This window comes from Aquabacter sediminis (assembly GCF_028863665.1).
Lineage (GTDB): Bacteria > Pseudomonadota > Alphaproteobacteria > Rhizobiales > Xanthobacteraceae > L1I39.
On record NZ_JARBFX010000003.1, the window covers coordinates 408,023 to 423,486 of the forward strand.

Annotated in this window: 10 protein-coding genes; 8 read left to right on the top strand and 2 right to left on the bottom strand. The window is 66.8% G+C overall.

Annotated features, from left to right (window positions below):
- Nucleotides 1–227: 227 nt before the first annotated feature.
- From PV781_RS07600 to PV781_RS07625, 6 genes are read left to right on the top strand one after another with little or no spacing between them, the layout of a single operon-like run.
- Complete coding sequence (locus PV781_RS07600; protein WP_274775030.1) at nt 228–995, top strand: amino acid ABC transporter ATP-binding protein; 768 nt, start codon at nt 228–230, stop codon at nt 993–995.
- A 34-nt stretch (nt 996–1,029) separates the two neighbouring features.
- Nucleotides 1,030–3,111: a hydantoinase/oxoprolinase family protein gene (locus tag PV781_RS07605; protein ID WP_274775031.1), complete on the top strand. Its 2,082-nt coding sequence runs from the start codon at nt 1,030–1,032 to the stop codon at nt 3,109–3,111.
- Nucleotides 3,108–4,766 carry a hydantoinase B/oxoprolinase family protein gene (locus PV781_RS07610; RefSeq protein WP_274775032.1) on the top strand — a complete coding sequence of 553 codons (1,659 nt, stop codon included), beginning with the start codon at nt 3,108–3,110 and terminating at the stop codon, nt 4,764–4,766. The genes PV781_RS07605 and PV781_RS07610 overlap by 4 nt, the downstream gene beginning before the upstream one ends.
- 12 nt (nt 4,767–4,778) lie before the next feature.
- Nucleotides 4,779–6,152 carry an aminotransferase gene (locus PV781_RS07615; protein WP_274775033.1) on the top strand — a complete coding sequence of 458 codons (1,374 nt, stop codon included), beginning with the start codon at nt 4,779–4,781 and terminating at the stop codon, nt 6,150–6,152.
- A gap of 11 nt (nt 6,153–6,163) precedes the next feature.
- Nucleotides 6,164–6,940 (top strand): class II aldolase/adducin family protein, encoded by a 777-nt coding sequence (locus tag PV781_RS07620; protein ID WP_274775034.1) that lies wholly within the window; start codon nt 6,164–6,166, stop codon nt 6,938–6,940.
- A gap of 44 nt (nt 6,941–6,984) precedes the next feature.
- Nucleotides 6,985–8,133 carry an AbrB family transcriptional regulator gene (locus PV781_RS07625; RefSeq protein WP_274775035.1) on the top strand — a complete coding sequence of 383 codons (1,149 nt, stop codon included), beginning with the start codon at nt 6,985–6,987 and terminating at the stop codon, nt 8,131–8,133.
- Between the two features lie 61 nt (nt 8,134–8,194).
- On the opposite strand, the gene PV781_RS07630 is transcribed toward PV781_RS07625, so the two are convergent.
- A complete protein-coding gene (locus PV781_RS07630; RefSeq protein WP_274775036.1) occupies nt 8,195–10,486 on the bottom strand; it encodes a molybdopterin-dependent oxidoreductase in 2,292 nt (763 codons plus the stop codon).
- A gap of 110 nt (nt 10,487–10,596) precedes the next feature.
- Between PV781_RS07630 and PV781_RS07635 the strand changes: the two genes are divergently transcribed.
- Nucleotides 10,597–11,301, top strand: coding sequence for a GntR family transcriptional regulator (locus PV781_RS07635; protein ID WP_274775037.1), 705 nt, complete (start codon nt 10,597–10,599; stop codon nt 11,299–11,301).
- A gap of 20 nt (nt 11,302–11,321) precedes the next feature.
- Complete coding sequence (locus tag PV781_RS07640) at nt 11,322–12,791, top strand: aldehyde dehydrogenase (RefSeq protein ID WP_274775038.1); 1,470 nt, start codon at nt 11,322–11,324, stop codon at nt 12,789–12,791.
- A gap of 131 nt (nt 12,792–12,922) precedes the next feature.
- Here PV781_RS07640 and PV781_RS07645 read toward each other — a convergent pair whose 3' ends face one another.
- On the bottom strand, nt 12,923–15,346 hold the full coding sequence (locus PV781_RS07645) for a TonB-dependent receptor (protein WP_274775039.1): 2,424 nt from the start codon (nt 15,344–15,346) through the stop codon (nt 12,923–12,925).
- Nucleotides 15,347–15,464 lie beyond the last annotated feature (118 nt).

Sequence of the window (15,464 nt, forward strand, 5' to 3'; positions counted from 1 at the left end):
GATTCGTCTGCTTCAGGCGCATTCCCGGCCCCAGATTCCCGACACCTCGATCAGAAAAAGGCGAGCTTTCGCCGACCCCGCATCCGAAACGCCACAGGAAATCGCCACGGAAAACGGCAAGCCTCATTTTTCAGCTTGACGAACCCCATCAAAGGCGTTCCATTTTACAATATCTTGTTTCACTCAGTGGAACAATCGCCTGCATCTGGCAGCAGAGGACCCGCTACGTGAGCCTCCCCCCATCCTCCACGCCTTATGTCGCGCCCATCCTCGAGCTTGGCGGCCTGACGAAGTCCTTCGGCCAGACCCACATCCTCAAGGCGGTGGACCTGAAGGTGATGCCGGGGGAAATGGTCTTCATCATCGGGCCTTCCGGCTCAGGGAAAAGCACCCTGCTGCGCTGCTGCAACCGGCTGGAAGAGCCCTCCGACGGCAAGATCTGGGTTGGCGGCGTGGACATCTGCGCGCCCTCCACCAACCTCAACAAGCTGCGGCAGGACATCGGCATGGTGTTCCAGTCGTTCAACCTCTACGCCCATATGACGGCCAAGCAGAATGTCATGCTGGCGCTGCGCAAGGTGCAGAAGAAGTCGAAGGCCGAGGCGGAAGCCATGGCCCTGAAATTCCTCGCCCGCGTGGGCCTCGCCGAGCGCGCCGACTTCTATCCCTCCGCCCTGTCCGGCGGCCAGCAGCAGCGCGTGGCCATCGCCCGCACGCTGGCGCTCGGCCCCAAGGTGGTGCTGTTCGACGAGCCCACATCGGCGCTCGACCCCGAGCTGGTGGGCGGCGTGCTCCAGGTCATGCGCCAGCTGCGCGAGGAAGGCATGACCATGGTGGTGGTCAGCCACGAGATGCGCTTCGCCCGCGACGCCGCCGATCGCGTAATCTTCATGGCCGACGGCGTGATCGTGGAGCAGGGACCGCCAGAGCAGATTTTCGGCGCGCCCCAGCATCCGCGCACCAGGGAATTCCTCTCCAGCCTCAACGGACACTGATCGTCCCGGTCCGCCTCTTTTGCCCGGAAAAGCAATGACAGACACCGTCCGCCTCTCGTTCGACATCGGGGGCACGTTCACCGACTTCGTGCTGCAGGACCCCGCCCGCGGCCGCACGCGCTTCTGGAAGACCCTGTCCACGCCCCACTCTCCCGAGAAGGCGGTGGTGCAGGGTGTGAGGGACCTGCTGCACGCCGAAGGCGTCCCGGCCTCGCGCGTGGGCATGCTGCTGCACGCCACCACCGTCGCCACCAATGCCATCCTGGAGCGCAAGGGCGCCAAGACCGCCCTCATCACCACTAAAGGGTTTCGGGATGTGCTGCTCCTGGGCCGCCAGAAGCGCTATTCCACCTACAACATGCACCTGGCCAAGCCAGAGCCGCTGATCCAGCGAAGGGATATTTTCGAGCTGGACGAGCGCATGTTCGTGAAGGGGCGCGCGCCCAGGGCCCCGGATGCGGCCGAGATCGACGCGCTGCTCGCCCAGATCGTGCAGGCCGGCTATGAGGCGGTGGCGGTCTGCCTGCTTCATGCCTACCTGGACGCCACCCATGAGCGCCTCGTGGCGGAGCGGATCGCTGCCCTTGGCCTTGCCATCGACGTCTCCCTCTCCTGCGACGTCTCTCCCCGCTATCGCGAATACGAGCGCACCTCCACCGTGGTGGCCAACGCCTATGTGAAGCCCATCGTGGCGCGCTACGTGAAGCGCCTGGAGACTGCCCTGAAGGCGGAAGGCATCGGCGCCGCGCTGTACGTCATGCAGTCCAATGGCGGTCTGGTCTCGCCGGAACTGGCCACCGGCGCGCCGGTGCGCATCGTGGAGAGCGGCCCGGCGGCGGGGGTGCTCATGTGCCGGGCGGTGGGCATCGAGGAGGGCATCAAGGACCTCCTCACCTTCGACATGGGCGGCACCACCGCCAAGCTCGGCGCCATCGACAATGGCGAGCCGGCCATCCTGCCGACCTTCGAGGTCGATCAGGTGCAATACACCAAGGGATCCGGCCTGCCGCTGAACATCTCCGCCATCGAACTCCTGGAGATCGGCGCCGGCGGAGGCTCCATCGCCGTCCCGCATCTCGGCGGCATCCGCATCGGCCCCGAGAGCGCCGGCTCCGAACCGGGCCCAGTCTGCTATGGCCGCGGTGGCACCCGGCCGACCGTCACCGATGCCAATCTGGTGCTCGGCTATCTCAATCCCGGCGCCTTCAATGGCGGCAACATGCGTCTCGATCTGGCGGGTGCCCGCGAGGCGATCCGCCTGCATCTGGCCGAGCCGCTCGGCCTGTCCATCGAGGAGGCCGCGCTCGGCATCCACCTGATGGCCACGGCCAATATGGACCGGGCTCTGCGCATCGTCTCCGTGGAGCGCGGGCGCGATCCGCGCCAATACGCCCTCGTGGGTTTCGGCGGCGCCGGCCCGGTGCATGCCGCGCGCCTCGCCCGCAGCCTGAACATTCCAAGGCTCATCCTGCCCCGTGGCGCGGGCGTCGGCTCCGCCGTGGGCCTCCTGGCGGCGGATCCCAAGGTGGACTATTCGCTCACCCGCCTCATCCCCCTCGTGCCCGGATGCACGCCCCAGATCCGTCGGCTGCGCGACGATCTGCGCGCCCGCGCCGACAGCGATCTCGACCGCCTGTCGCGCACGGCCGACCGCAGCCATGGCCTCGTCACCTCGGCGCGCTATGCCGGACAGGGCTACGAGATCACCGTGCCAGTGCCCGATCCCGACCTGCCGGAGGCAGAGTTCCTCGCCGCCTTCCGCACCGCCTTCGGCGCCGCCTACAAGCGCACCTACGGCTATCACGACGCGGAGCGTGCCATCGAGGCGGTGGACTGGACCTTCCATGCCGCGCTCGGCATCGGCGCCGGCCTGTCCGCCGCCTCCGGCACCGGGAACGGCAGCAGCGTCATCGGCACCCGTCGCGCATGGTTCGATCCGGGCTCGGAGGGCATCGAGATCGACATCCATGACCGCTACCGCATGACCCCCGGCGTGGCCGTGATCGGTCCTTGCGTCATCGAAGAGGCGGAGACCACCATCGTGCTCCTCAGCGGCGACCGCGCCGAGATCAGCGCCTGCGGCAACCTCGTCATCGCCATCGGGGGGCAGGCATGAGCGTCAATCCCATCACCCAGTCGCTGGTCTGGAACAGCCTCGTCTCCATCGCCGAGGAAATGGGCTCCACCTTGCGCCGTACGGCCTTCTCCGAGGCGGTGCGCGAGGCAGACGACTTCTCCACGGGCGTGTTCGACCGCCACGGCCGCCTTCTGGCGCAAGGCAACTTCACCCCCGGCCACCTCGGCTCCATGCCAGCGGTGGTGGCAACCGTTTCAGCTCTCTATCCGGGCGAGACCTTGCGCCCGGGCGATGGGGTGGTGCTCAACGACAGCGGTCTGGGCTCCGGCCATTTCCCAGATTTCTACATGGTGACACCTGCCTTCGTCGATGGCCTGTTTTCCGGTTGGATCGTCAACATCGCCCATCACGTAGACGTGGGGGGCGCGGCGCCGGGCTCGCAGAAGGTGATCGGGGTCACGGAGGCCTACCAGGAAGGCCTCCGCATCCTGCCCGTGAAGCTGGTGCGGGAAGGCGTGTTCGATGCCGAGCTGATGCGCATCATCACCGGCAATGTGCGCATCCCCGCGGCGGTGGAGGGCGATCTGGCCGCCCAGCGCAACGCGAACGAGGTGGGCGTCTCCCGCTTCGCTGACCTTGTCCGCGCCGTGGGCAGGGAGACGCTGGACGAGGCCATCGACGCCATCCTGGCGGCTTCCGAGGCGCGCATGCGCGAGCGCATCGCGGAGATACCGGACGGCACCTATGGCTTCGACGACTATCTCGACGGCATCGGCGCCGGCGCGGACGGGCTGATCCCGGTGGCCGTGGATGTGACCGTGAGCGGCGACCGAATGGTCATCGATTTCTCTCGGTCCGGCGATCAGGTGGCCGCCGCCATCAATGCCTATTTCAACTATACCCGCGCCCACGGCTTCTTCGCGGTGAAGGTATTCACCGATCCCGAACTGCCGCAGAACGAGGGCGGGCTTCGGGCCATCGAAGTGAAGGCGCGGCCAGGCTGCTTCTTCAACCCGCTCTTTCCCGCCCCCTCCGGCGGTCGCGCGGCGATCCAGATCCGAATCTTCGAGCTGATCAACGGCGCCATGGCCAAGGCCCTGCCGGACCGGGTGATGGCCGCCTTCTCGCACTGGTCCAACCCCATCCTGTCCGGCCTGGATGAGGAGACCGGCAAGCGCTTCATCTATTACGATCTGATCTTCGGCGGCTACGGCGCCCGCAAGGCTTCCGATGGGCTGGAAGGAGTCGCGCCGGTGATCAATTGCGCCAACATCCCGGTGGAGGTGCACGAAACCTACAATCCGGTCATCGTCCATCAATTGGCCTTCCGGCCCGACACCGGAGGGGCTGGTGCGACCCGGGGCGGCTGCGGCATCGCCAAGGACATTGAGCTGCTCGCCGCCGCCGGCACCTTGACCCTGCTCGGAGACCGCCACGTGAAGCCGCCGCACGGCTTCTTCGGCGGCGGCGCGGGGGCGCTCGCATCCTCCACCCTGCTGCGCGACGGGGAGGAGACCGCTTTGATTTCCAAGCAAATGCTGGAGATGAGGCGCGGCGACATCCTGAAGCTACGGCTGGCGGGGGCGGGCGGCTACGGCCCCGCCTCCGAGCGCGAACGCGCCCGCATCGAGGCCGATCTCGCAGACGGCTACGTCACGCCCTCGGGCGCTGCCCGCGACTATCGCTATTCCTGAAGGTTTCCTCCGATGATGCAGCAGCTTCTCCGCAACACCGCCTCGCAGCTCGACGCCGCCCATTCGGTGCATCCCCACACCGACCTGCGCAAGCATCTGGACACCGGGCCGCTGATTATCACACGCGGCGAAGGCATCCATGTCTTCGACGAGAGCGGCAACCGCTACCTGGAAGGCGCGGCGGGCCTGTGGTGCGCCTCGCTCGGCTTTGGCAGCGCGCGGCTCGGTGAGGTCGCCAAGAAGGCGATGACGGACCTCGGCTATTATCACAACTTCCGGGGCGCCTCCACGGTGCCGGCCGCCGAGCTGTCCGCCAAGCTCGCCGCCTTCGCGCCCGAGGGGATGGACAAGATCCTGCTCCAGTCCTCCGGCACCGAGGCCAACGACACCGCGCTCAAGCTTGTCTGGTACTACTGGAACGCCAAGGACATGCCCGCGCGGCGCAAGATCATTTCCCGCATGGGCGCCTATCACGGCACCGGGACGCTGACCTCGTGCCTCACGGCCAAGGCGAATTTCCACGCCGGCTTCGGGTTGCCGTTCGACGGCTTCCTCTACACCGCCATGCCCTATCACTACCGCATGGCGGAGCCCGGCGAGAGCGAGGTGGCCTTTTCCGACCGGCTGGCCGCCGAGCTGGAGGCCATGATCCTCGCGGAAGGCCCCGAGACCATCGCCGCCTTCTGGGCCGAGCCGGTGATGGGTTCGGGCGGCGCCATTACGCCGCCGGAGGGCTATTTCCCGAAGATCCAGGCGGTGCTGGACAAGTATGACATCCTGTTCGTCGCCGACGAGGTGATCTGCGGCTTCGCCCGGACCGGCGAGATGTGGGGCAGCCAGACCTACGGCATCCGCCCGGACATGATCTGCTGCGCCAAGGCGCTCTCCGCCGCCATGGTGCCGGTCTCCGCCGTCATCATCGGCGAGCGGGTCTTCGAGGCCATGCTGGCGCAGAGCGACCGCTTCGGCACCTTCGTGCACGGCTACACCTATGGCGGCCATCCGGTAGCCTGCGCCGTCGCGCATGAGGTGCTGACCATCTATGAGGAAATGGACCTCGTCGGCCACGTCAAGTCGGTGTCCACCGGCTTCCTCGCCGGCTTCGAGGCGCTCAGGGATCATCCCCTGGTGGGCGATGCGCGCGGCGTCGGCCTCATCGGCGCGGCGGAGATCGTTGCCGACAAGACCACCAAGGCCACGCACGAGCCGAGCCAGAAGGTGATGGCGCTGTTCGATGCCGCCGCCCGCAAGCGTGGCCTCATCACCCGCCTCATCGGCAATCGCGTCGCCCTTTCCCCGCCGCAGATCATTACCGCGGCCGAGGTGGAGGACATGTTCGACCGTTTCCGCGGCGCCCTCGACGACGTCGCCAGCATTGTGAAATGAGGATTTTGCACATGGACCGCCAAGTCAACCGTCCGGCCGACATCAGCCCGGAGGAATGGGAGATCCGCTGCGATCTCGCCGCGCTTTATCGTCTTGTCGCGCATTACCGGATGACGGACCTCATCTACACCCACATCTCCGCCCGCCTGCCGGGCGCGGGGCACCATTTCCTCATCAACGACTATCGCCGCATGTTCCATGAGATGCGCGCGTCCGATTTGGTGAAGATCGACCTCGACGGCAACAAGATCGACGAGGAAGCCCGCCCTGACCAAGTCGTCAACCGCGCCGGATTCGTCATCCATTCGGCGCTGCACGCCAATCGCGAAGATCTTGTCTGTATCGTGCATACCCATACGCGGGCGGGCATCGCGGTGGCTTCGCAGAAATGCGGCCTGCTGCCCATGAGCCAGCACGCGCTGAAATTCTACGGCCATCTGGCCTATCATAACTATGAGGGCATCGCCCTCGGCCTAGACGAGCGCGAGCGCCTGGTGCGCGACCTCGGCCCCGACCACCGCGCGATGATCCTGCGCAATCACGGCTTGCTAGTGGGTGGGCGCACCATTCCGGAAGCCTTCGACCACATCTACTTCCTGGAAAAAGCCTGCGAGGCGCAGCTTGCCGCCCAGTCCGGCGGCGCCGAGCTGGTGCTGCTGCCCGACGAGGAAATCCGCGAGCACACGGCGGCCCAGTATTGCCACGACGAGATCCCGCACTGGGTGGACATGGCTTGGACCGCCGCCTTGCGTTTGATCGATCCCGAGAAGTCGGACGTGTGGACCTGAAACAGCGCAACCACAAACGAGGGAAGCGCGACCGGGACGGCAGGATGAGCGAGATGGAACTCGACGGCTCCCCTCATGGGCGGGCCGAGGATGCCTTGCCGGCTGCTGACGGCGCACAGCTCAAAAGCGGAGCGCATCCCCTCCGGCGGCGCGCTGGCGCGCTGCTGTGGCTGGCGGTTGCCCTGGCACTCGGCAGCGCGGGGGGCTGGCTGGCGCATCTGGCGCACCTGCCGCTCGCCTGGCTGCTGGGTGCTCTGTTCGCCGCCGCCGGCCTCGCCGCCACCGGCCGCGAAATCGAGGTCGGCATTTCCCGGCACTATGCGCTGGTGATCCTCGGCCTCGGCCTCGGCCAGTCCTTCACCGCGCCTGTGCTTGCTGCCCTGGCGGGGACGTTGCCGCTTCTGTTCGCCTGCTCTGCCTTGACCATGGCCACCGGCATTTTTGGTGCACGTGCCTATACTCGTATCGCTGGGCTTGATCCCAAGACCGCCTTCTTCTGCGGTGTGCCCGGCGGCGTGGTGCTGATGGCGATCCATGCCCGCAGCGCCGGCATTTCGGAAAGCCATGTCACCCTGGCGCAGACCGTCCGCCTGCTCGTGGTGGTGGTGCTCTATCCACCCCTGATCGCCTCCATTCTCCCGGCGGATGCCGCCGCGCTGACGCAGGACGCGGTCATGATCCAGCCCTCCACCCTCACCACCCTCGTCATGTGGTGCTGCGCGGGGCTAGGTGCGGCGCAGATCGGCAAGACCATCGGCCTGCCCAATCCGTGGATGCTGGCGCCGTGCGTGTTCGCCATCGCCCTCGCCGCGCTGGACGCGCTGCCTGCCATGCTCCCCGACAGCCTGCTGGTAGTGGGCCAGATCGTGCTCGGCGTCTCGCTCGGCGCGCGCATGACGCCAGCCTTTTTTCGCGGCTCGGGCAAGCTGGTCCTGGCCTCGCTGGTCTCTTCCCTCGGCCTGTCCGCGCTGCTGCTGGCGCTGGGCGCGCTGGTGGCCTATGGCAGCGGCCTGCCCATGAGTGCCACCCTTCTAGGCATGGCGCCGGGCGGCATGCCGGAAATGACGGTGACGGCCCACGCGCTGGGCGCCTCGGTGCCGCTGGTGCTAGGCTTCCATCTGGTGCGTGTCGTGCTCAGCAACCTGCTGATCGAACCCACCTGGAAGCTGGCGCGGATGCTCCGCCTGCTCTGACACGCCACTGCAATGAGAAGGGCCGGGCGCTCCCGGCCCCGCTCCGATCGGGTACGGGACCTCAGAGGCGCGCGGCGAAGGCCGGCAGGTCGAATGCGCGGGGCGCGGACACCGGCCCCACGGTCCGGCGCACGTCCACGAGGCAAGAGTGCGCCGAGCACCCCTGGCTCAGCCCGGAGGCCGGCCGGTCGGCGGTAAGGGCGTTGGGATTGCCATGGCGCTCCTGCCCCGACGCATGGTCGAAATCATACCAGCCGCCGGTGGACAGGCGCACCACGCCGGGCATCACCTCGCCGGAAATCTTCAGCCCCGCCAGGCACCGGCCGCGATCATTATAGACCTCTACCGGCTCCCCTTCGCAGAGCCCGCGCGCGGCGGCGTCGGAGGGGTGCATGATGAGCGGCTCGCGGCCATCGACCTTGCCGGCGCGGCTGTGGGGCGAGGGATCGAGCTGGCTGTGCAGCCGCCGCTCCGGCTGATCTGAGATGAGGTGAAGCGGATAGCGCGCCGCGCCCGCACTGCCGTGCCATTCGCGCGGCTCGATCCACACCGCATGGCCGGGGCAGTCGGGAATGTCGAAGCTGGCGATGGTCTCGGAGAAGATCTCGATCTTGCCGGAGGGCGTGGGGAGCGGATGGGCCTGCGGGTCGGCCCGGAACTCGGCGAGCATCACCCGGTCGACATCATGGGCCGCCAGATCGATCTTGCCTCTGTCGCGGAAGGTGGCGAAGTCCGGCAGTTCCACGCCGTGGGCGCTCCAGCTCTGGCGCATCACGTCGTAAAGATGGCGCTGCCATGCCTCGCCGGTGCGGCCTTCGGTAAATGCCTCCTCGCACCCCAGGACGGCGGCGATGCGGCGGAACGCTTCGTAGTCATCCAGGGCTTCGCCCACGGGCGGGATCACCGGCCGCGAAGCCACGAGCATACCTTCGAGCGTGGCATAGGAGATGTCCTCCCGTTCCAGCGTGGTGGTGATCGGCAGGACGATGTCGGCGCGCTTGGCGGTCGGTGTCCAGAACTGCTCGTGGACCACGATGGTCTCCGGCTTGCGCCACGCCATGTCCAGCCGCGCGAGATCCTGGTGATGGTGGAAGGGATTGCCGCCCGCCCAATAGACCAAGCGGATGTCGGGATAGGTGTAGGTGCCGCCATTGTAGCGGAAGGGCGCCCCGGGATTGAGCAGCATGTCGGCGATGCGGGCCACGGGGATGAACGCGGATACCCCGTTGCGGCCCTGCGGCAAGGAGGGGCCGGAGAGGCGGGCGTGGGGGCTGCCCATGGTGTTCTCGGCCCCGTAGCCCAGGCCGAAGCCGCCGCCGGGCAGGCCGATCTGCCCAAGCATGGCGGCCAGCGTCACTGTCATCCAGAACGGCTGTTCGCCATGGTCGGCGCGCTGGAGCGCCCAGGCGATGTTGATCATGGTGCGCTTGGCCATCATCTTCGCGGCCAGCGCCCGGATGGCCGCGGGCGTAACCTGGCACAGCGGCGCCGCCCAGTCCGGCGTCTTGGGGATGCCGTCGGCGGCGCCGGTGAGGTAAGCCTCGAAGGTGTCCCAGCCGACGCAACAGCGCTGGAGAAAATCAAGATCATGCCGGCCGGCTCTGTGCACCTCGTAGGCCAGCGCCAGCAGCATGGCGGTGTCGCCATTGGGCCGGATGCGGATCCATTGCACGGGACCCCCGGTCTCCAGATTGTCCGAAACGGGCGAGACATTGACGAATTCCACGCCGTTGCCTGCCATGGCGCGCAGCCCCGCACGCACCTGATGGCGGCCGACGCCGCCCGACGCAATCTGCGCATTCTTGGCCGGCACGCCGCCGAACGCGACGAACAGCTCGCAATGCTCCGCCAGCACCTTCCAGCAGGTGTGCTCCTTCATCAGTGTGTCCATGCCGGCGACGATGTGGGGCATCAGCACGCGGGCGGCGCCCAGCGAGTAGCTATCGCGATGGGCCACATAGCCACCGGTGCAATTCAGGAAGCGGTGGATCTGGCTCTGCGCGTGGTGGAAGCGGCCGGCGCTGGCCCAGCCATAGGAACCGCCGAAGATGGCCGCGTTGCCATGGGCCTTTCGCACCCGGTCGATCTCGGTGGCCACAAGACGGGCCGCCTCGTCCCAGCTGACTTCCACGAACGGCTCGCGGCCCCGCAATTCCGGCGCCGCCCCCGGCCCGCCCTCCAGCCAGCTTCGACGGATGGCGGGGCGCTTGACCCGCAGGGCCATCAGCTCGGGAGCAAGCTGGTGCAGGCCGATGGGAGAGGCATCCGGGTCCTCACGGAAAGGCTGCAGGCGAGGTCCCTTGGGGGTTTCCGCCACCTCGTAGATGCCCCAATGGGCCGCCGTGTACCGCATGCACCTGCTCCGCTCGACACCCCGGGCCGTCCGAGGCCGTCCACCCGGCTCAGCTTGCGCCGGAATGTCTGTCAGTATATTGTACGACAATCTTGATGAGAAGGCCCTTCATGCTCCAGCCCATCGCCAAGCAGACCGAGACCCTGCGGGATCGCGCCGTGGTCGCCATTCGGGATGCCATCTTCGACGGCACCTTCGCGCCGGGCGAGAAGCTGGTGGAGCGGCGGCTATGCGAATGGCTGGGCGTGTCCCGCACCTCGGTGCGCGAGGCGCTGCGCCAGTTGGCGGCCGAGGGCTGGGTGGACAACGTGCCTTATGTGGGCCCGTCCATCCGCTCCATCTCGCCGCAGGACGTGGCCGACCTCTACGGCCTGCGCGCGGCGCTGGAGGGCTATGCGGCGGCTCAATATTGCGCCCGGGCGACGCAGGCCGATGACGAGGCCCTCACCTCGGCGCTGGCGCAGATGAAGGATGCCGCGCAGCGAGGCGCGCCTCAGGACCAGACGGCGGCCATCGCCCGTTTCTATGCGGCCCTGCGTGCGCCGGCCGCCAATCCGCGGCTCGATGCGGCGCTGGAGGAGCAGGGGCGCTGGCTCGGATGGCTCCGCCGGGCCGCGCTGTCCGATGCCGCCGCCGCCCGCGAGAGCGTCGCAGAGAAGGACGCCCTGGTGGACGCGCTGCTCAAGCGCGATGCCGGCCGCGCCCGCGCCTTGTGCGAAAGACACCTGGAACAGGCGGCCGCCCGCGTGGGCAAGGCCCTGGTGAAGCGCCTCGCCGAACTCGCCGGCGACGGCTCCCGCTTCAAGACAAGCTGATACAAATGCCAGAGGTTATCATGGAGCGTTTCGCCAACCTGATCGACGGCCAGAACGTGGCTCCGGTGGACGGCCGCTATCTGCCGACCGAAAACCCCTGGACCGGCCGGCCCTTCGCCGAGATCCCCCGCTCCTCGCCCGCCGACGTGGATGCGGCCGTGTCCGCCGCCCAACAGGCCTTCCGGCACTCCACATGGGCCACCTTTTCCGCCACGGCCCGCGCCGGCCTCCTGCGCAAGCTGGGCGACCTGGTGGAGCGCGAGGCGGACGCCCTCGCCGCCGCCGAGACCCGCGACAATGGCAAGACCTTCGGCGAGATGGTGCGCCAGATGCGCAACACGGCGGAATGGTATCGCTATTATGGGGGCCTTGCCGACAAGATCGAGGGCCGAGTCATCCCCGTGGAGGCCCCCGGCCATCTCAATTACACCTTGCGCGAGCCGCTGGGCGTGATCGCGATGATCATCCCCTGGAACTCGCCGGTGCGGCTCCTGGCGTGGAAGTTGGCCCCGGCGCTGGCGGCGGGCAATACCTGCGTGATCAAGCCCTCCGAATTCGCCACCACCTCCACCCTCATCTTCGCCCGTCTGGTGAAGGAGGCGGGCATTCCGGATGGCGTGGTGAATGTGGTCAGCGGCCTTGGCGCCGAGATCGGCCCGGCGCTGACCGACCATCCCGACGTGGCCAAGGTGGCCTTCACCGGTGGCGTCGGCTCCGGCACGGCCGTCTATGTGGCCGCAGCCAAGCGGCTGCGCCCGGCCACGCTGGAACTGGGCGGCAAGTCGCCGAACATCGTGTTCGAGGATGCGGACATGGATTCGGCGGTGAACGGCGTTTTGGCCGGCATCTTTGCTTCCGGTGGCCAGAGCTGTGTCGCGGGCTCGCGCCTCCTGGTGGCGGATGAGGTGCACGATGCGTTCGTGTCCCGCCTCGCGGAGGCAGCGCGGCGCATCCGCCTTGGTGATCCCATGGATCCGGCAACCCATGTTGGCCCGGTGGCCAACCGCCCGCAGTTCGAGCGCATCATGGGAATGATCGAGGCCGCGAAGGCTGAAGGTGCTCGGCTGGTGTGCGGCGGCACCGCGATGACCGGGGCGGAGGGCGGCCTCTTCGTCACCCCCACCATCTTCGCCGACGTGCGGCCGGACATGACCATTGTGCGCGAGGAAGTGTTCGGTCCTGTCTTGGTGGTGCTCCGCTTCAAGGGCGAGGACGAGGCCATTGCCCTTGCCAATGATACCCGCTTCGGCCTGGGTGCCGGCATCTGGAGCCAGGATGCTGGCCGGGTGCATCGCATGGCGGCCAAGGTTCGGGCCGGCTCCGTATGGGTAAACACCTACCGCATGACCTCTCAGACCAGCCCCTTCGGTGGCTATGACCTCTCCGGCGTCGGTCGCGAGGGCGGGCAGGCCATGATCGACGCCTATCTCCAAACCAAGAGCGTGTGGATCAACACCACAGGCCGCTACGCCTCCGCCTTTCCCGCGTGACGCAGCTTCGTGGGCACAGGTGATACAGCCGGGGGCCGAGCAGGCGTTAGCGCAGATGATGCGGGGACAGAGTACCGCATCGGCCGCCGAACAACCGGGCATGCCGGGCCGCCCACGGGCCAGCTCCAGCTTCAGAAATCCATTACGGCTGAGAACTTGAAGGTTCGCGGAAGGCCGGTCGAGACCCACCCATCATTCACGGCCGCCCAATAGCTCTTGTCGAAGACGTTCTCCACCGCGAAGCGCAGGGCAAGGGGGTTGCCGAAGGCGTGGGCCTTGTATTGCGTCCCGAGGTCGAAGCGGACCCAGCTTGGGATCTGCTGGGTGTTCGCCTGGTCCACATATTGCGAACTGGTGGTGATCATGCGGCCCCAAAGCGTCAGCCCGGCAATGGGCTCGGGGTCCCATTCGATGCCGATATTGGTCTGCCAGGCGGGAACGCCCACGGCCGAATTCCCATCATAAAGGCCATCCGCCGTCTGGGTCAGCGTGCCCTGTGTATAGGCGATGCCGCCCAACAAGCGCAGGCCCGGCCAGAGCTGGCCGAAGACGTTGACCTCGACGCCTCGGTTGCGCTGCTCGCCATTGACGCTGAAGACGGACTCGCCCGCCGCATTGGTGGAGATGATGCTGCTGGGCTTGGTGATCTGGAAAATGCTGGCGGTGGCGGTGAAGGCGCCGAAATCATACTTGATGCCAGCTTCCATCTGCTCCGTCATCATGGGCGGGAAGACCTCGCCGGCATTCACCGTGCCTTGGTAGGCGATCGGTCCCTGCTGCAGGCCCTGGATATAATTGGCATAGAGCGACAAGTGGTCGACGGGCTTCACCACCAGGCCGAAGGCGGGCGTTACCGCCTGCTCGTCATAGGCCTGCGAAATGCTGCCATCCGGGTTGAACACATCCACCTTGATCTGCTGGTAGCGCACTCCGGCGGTGAACAGGATGCGATCGTCCAGGACGGAGAGCGTGTCGGTCAGCGTCACCGCGGGTGCGTTGATGTCCCAATATTTGGGCGGGTCGTCGCTGAATCCGAAGGTGGACGGGGCGGCCACCGTTGGGGCGTTGTAGATGTTGGTGTCGAAGGAGAAAAAGCCGTAATAATTACTTTCCTGGTACAGGTTCTGGTACAGGTAGGACGTGTTGAGGTTGATCTTGTGACCGATTGGGCCGGTGGCGAACTCGCCGCGAAGGCCGGCCTGCGCGGAAACGGAATTCCCGTTGATGGGGCTGTAATAGGCCGTGGCCGTTGCGTTCCCTGCGGCATCGAGAACAAAGATGTCCGTGGACAGCATGGACTGCCGGTAGGTGCTGCCGCCGATGCCACCATAGAGCGTCCAGGATGAATTGATGTCATACTCGAACTTGGCCAGCCCATAGGCCGTTTTGGTGCCGGAATATTCCCAATTCTGGTAGATCTGCTTGCTGGCATCCGGCGCGCGGGGAATGGCAATGTCGGAGGCAAAGCCAAAGCCGGCCGCGCCCGTGGGGGCATAGGTCTTCTGGTCGATATAGCCGGCGTCGAAGCTCGCCCGCAGGTCATCCCCCCGATAGTCGAGGGCCAATGTGCCAGCGCCGAGCCGGGCAGACTGGCCGTCCACCGACGTGTCGCCATCCAGGAAGATCCCGTTGACGCGCACGCCCCATTCCTTGTTGGCGCCGAAGCGCCGCCCCACATCGACCTGGGTGCCGAGCTGGGTGTCGGAAAAATAGCTCGCCGTGAGGCGCGTGATGGGCGCGTCCGTGGCGCGCTTGGGCACCACATTGATGGACCCGCCGAGGGAGCCATATTGGGTGTAGCCAGTCAGCAGCGCGTTAGGCCCCTTCAAGACCTCCACGCGCTCCATGGTTTCCACCGGGATGAGGCGGTCGGGAGAGATGCCGCCATAACCGTCGATCAGGATGCTCTGGTTGGTGACGCTGAAGCCGCGAATGAAGAAGACTTCGCCCGCGCCCGCCGAGGAACTGATGCCGTTGGTAAAGACACGCACGGACGGATCATTCGCCATCACATCGGCCACCGTCACCGCCTGCTGCTCCTCGATCACCTTGGACGTGTAGCTGGTGATGCTGAAGGGGGCATCCATGATGCTGACATGGCCCAGCACACCCAGCCGCGCGCCGGTGGCGACCTGTCCCCCGGCATAGGACGGCGGCGTGTCCCAATCGTTGATGCCCTCCCCTTCGACGGTGATCGTATCGAGGTCGAACGCGCTCCCATTTCCGCTCGCTCCGGCCTGCGGGCGAGGAAGGGTGATCACGACGCTGGTGGCGTCAGAGAATGTGTATGCAAGCCCCGATCCCTGAAGAAGCCGCGCCAGGGTCTGCTCGCGCGTCGCGGACCCTTGAAATCCGGACGAGGTCTTGCCGTTCGCGATCGCGGCCTCGTAGGACACTTGCGTCCCCGATTGCCTTCCGAAGGCCGCCAGGGCCCGGTTCAGGGGGCCGGCAGGGATGTTGAAGGCGATCTGCACATTGGCCTGGGCGTGAGCCTTGAGCCCGCCCAGCGCTCCATTCACCAAGAGTGCGGTGGTCGTCAGCAGCGCAGCTGTCATGACCTTCCGGCCAATGCCGGCGAAACCACGTGTCCCAGACCCTGGCCGCATGCCCCACCTCTCCGTCGCGCTCAAAGGAGGGCTGGCATGGCCAGGTGGCTCGTTGCTGTCGCCCCTG

Coding starts and splice junctions, on each gene's coding strand:
- PV781_RS07625 (WP_274775035.1), top strand. CDS start 6,985: ATGAGCGAGATGGAACTCGACGGCTCCCCTCATGGGCGGGCCGAGGAT.
- PV781_RS07615 (WP_274775033.1), top strand. CDS start 4,779: ATGATGCAGCAGCTTCTCCGCAACACCGCCTCGCAGCTCGACGCCGCC.
- PV781_RS07605 (WP_274775031.1), top strand. CDS start 1,030: ATGACAGACACCGTCCGCCTCTCGTTCGACATCGGGGGCACGTTCACC.
- PV781_RS07610 (WP_274775032.1), top strand. CDS start 3,108: ATGAGCGTCAATCCCATCACCCAGTCGCTGGTCTGGAACAGCCTCGTC.
- PV781_RS07640 (WP_274775038.1), top strand. CDS start 11,322: ATGGAGCGTTTCGCCAACCTGATCGACGGCCAGAACGTGGCTCCGGTG.
- PV781_RS07620 (WP_274775034.1), top strand. CDS start 6,164: ATGGACCGCCAAGTCAACCGTCCGGCCGACATCAGCCCGGAGGAATGG.
- PV781_RS07635 (WP_274775037.1), top strand. CDS start 10,597: ATGCTCCAGCCCATCGCCAAGCAGACCGAGACCCTGCGGGATCGCGCC.
- PV781_RS07630 (WP_274775036.1), bottom strand. CDS start 10,486: ATGCGGTACACGGCGGCCCATTGGGGCATCTACGAGGTGGCGGAAACC.
- PV781_RS07645 (WP_274775039.1), bottom strand. CDS start 15,346: ATGACAGCTGCGCTGCTGACGACCACCGCACTCTTGGTGAATGGAGCG.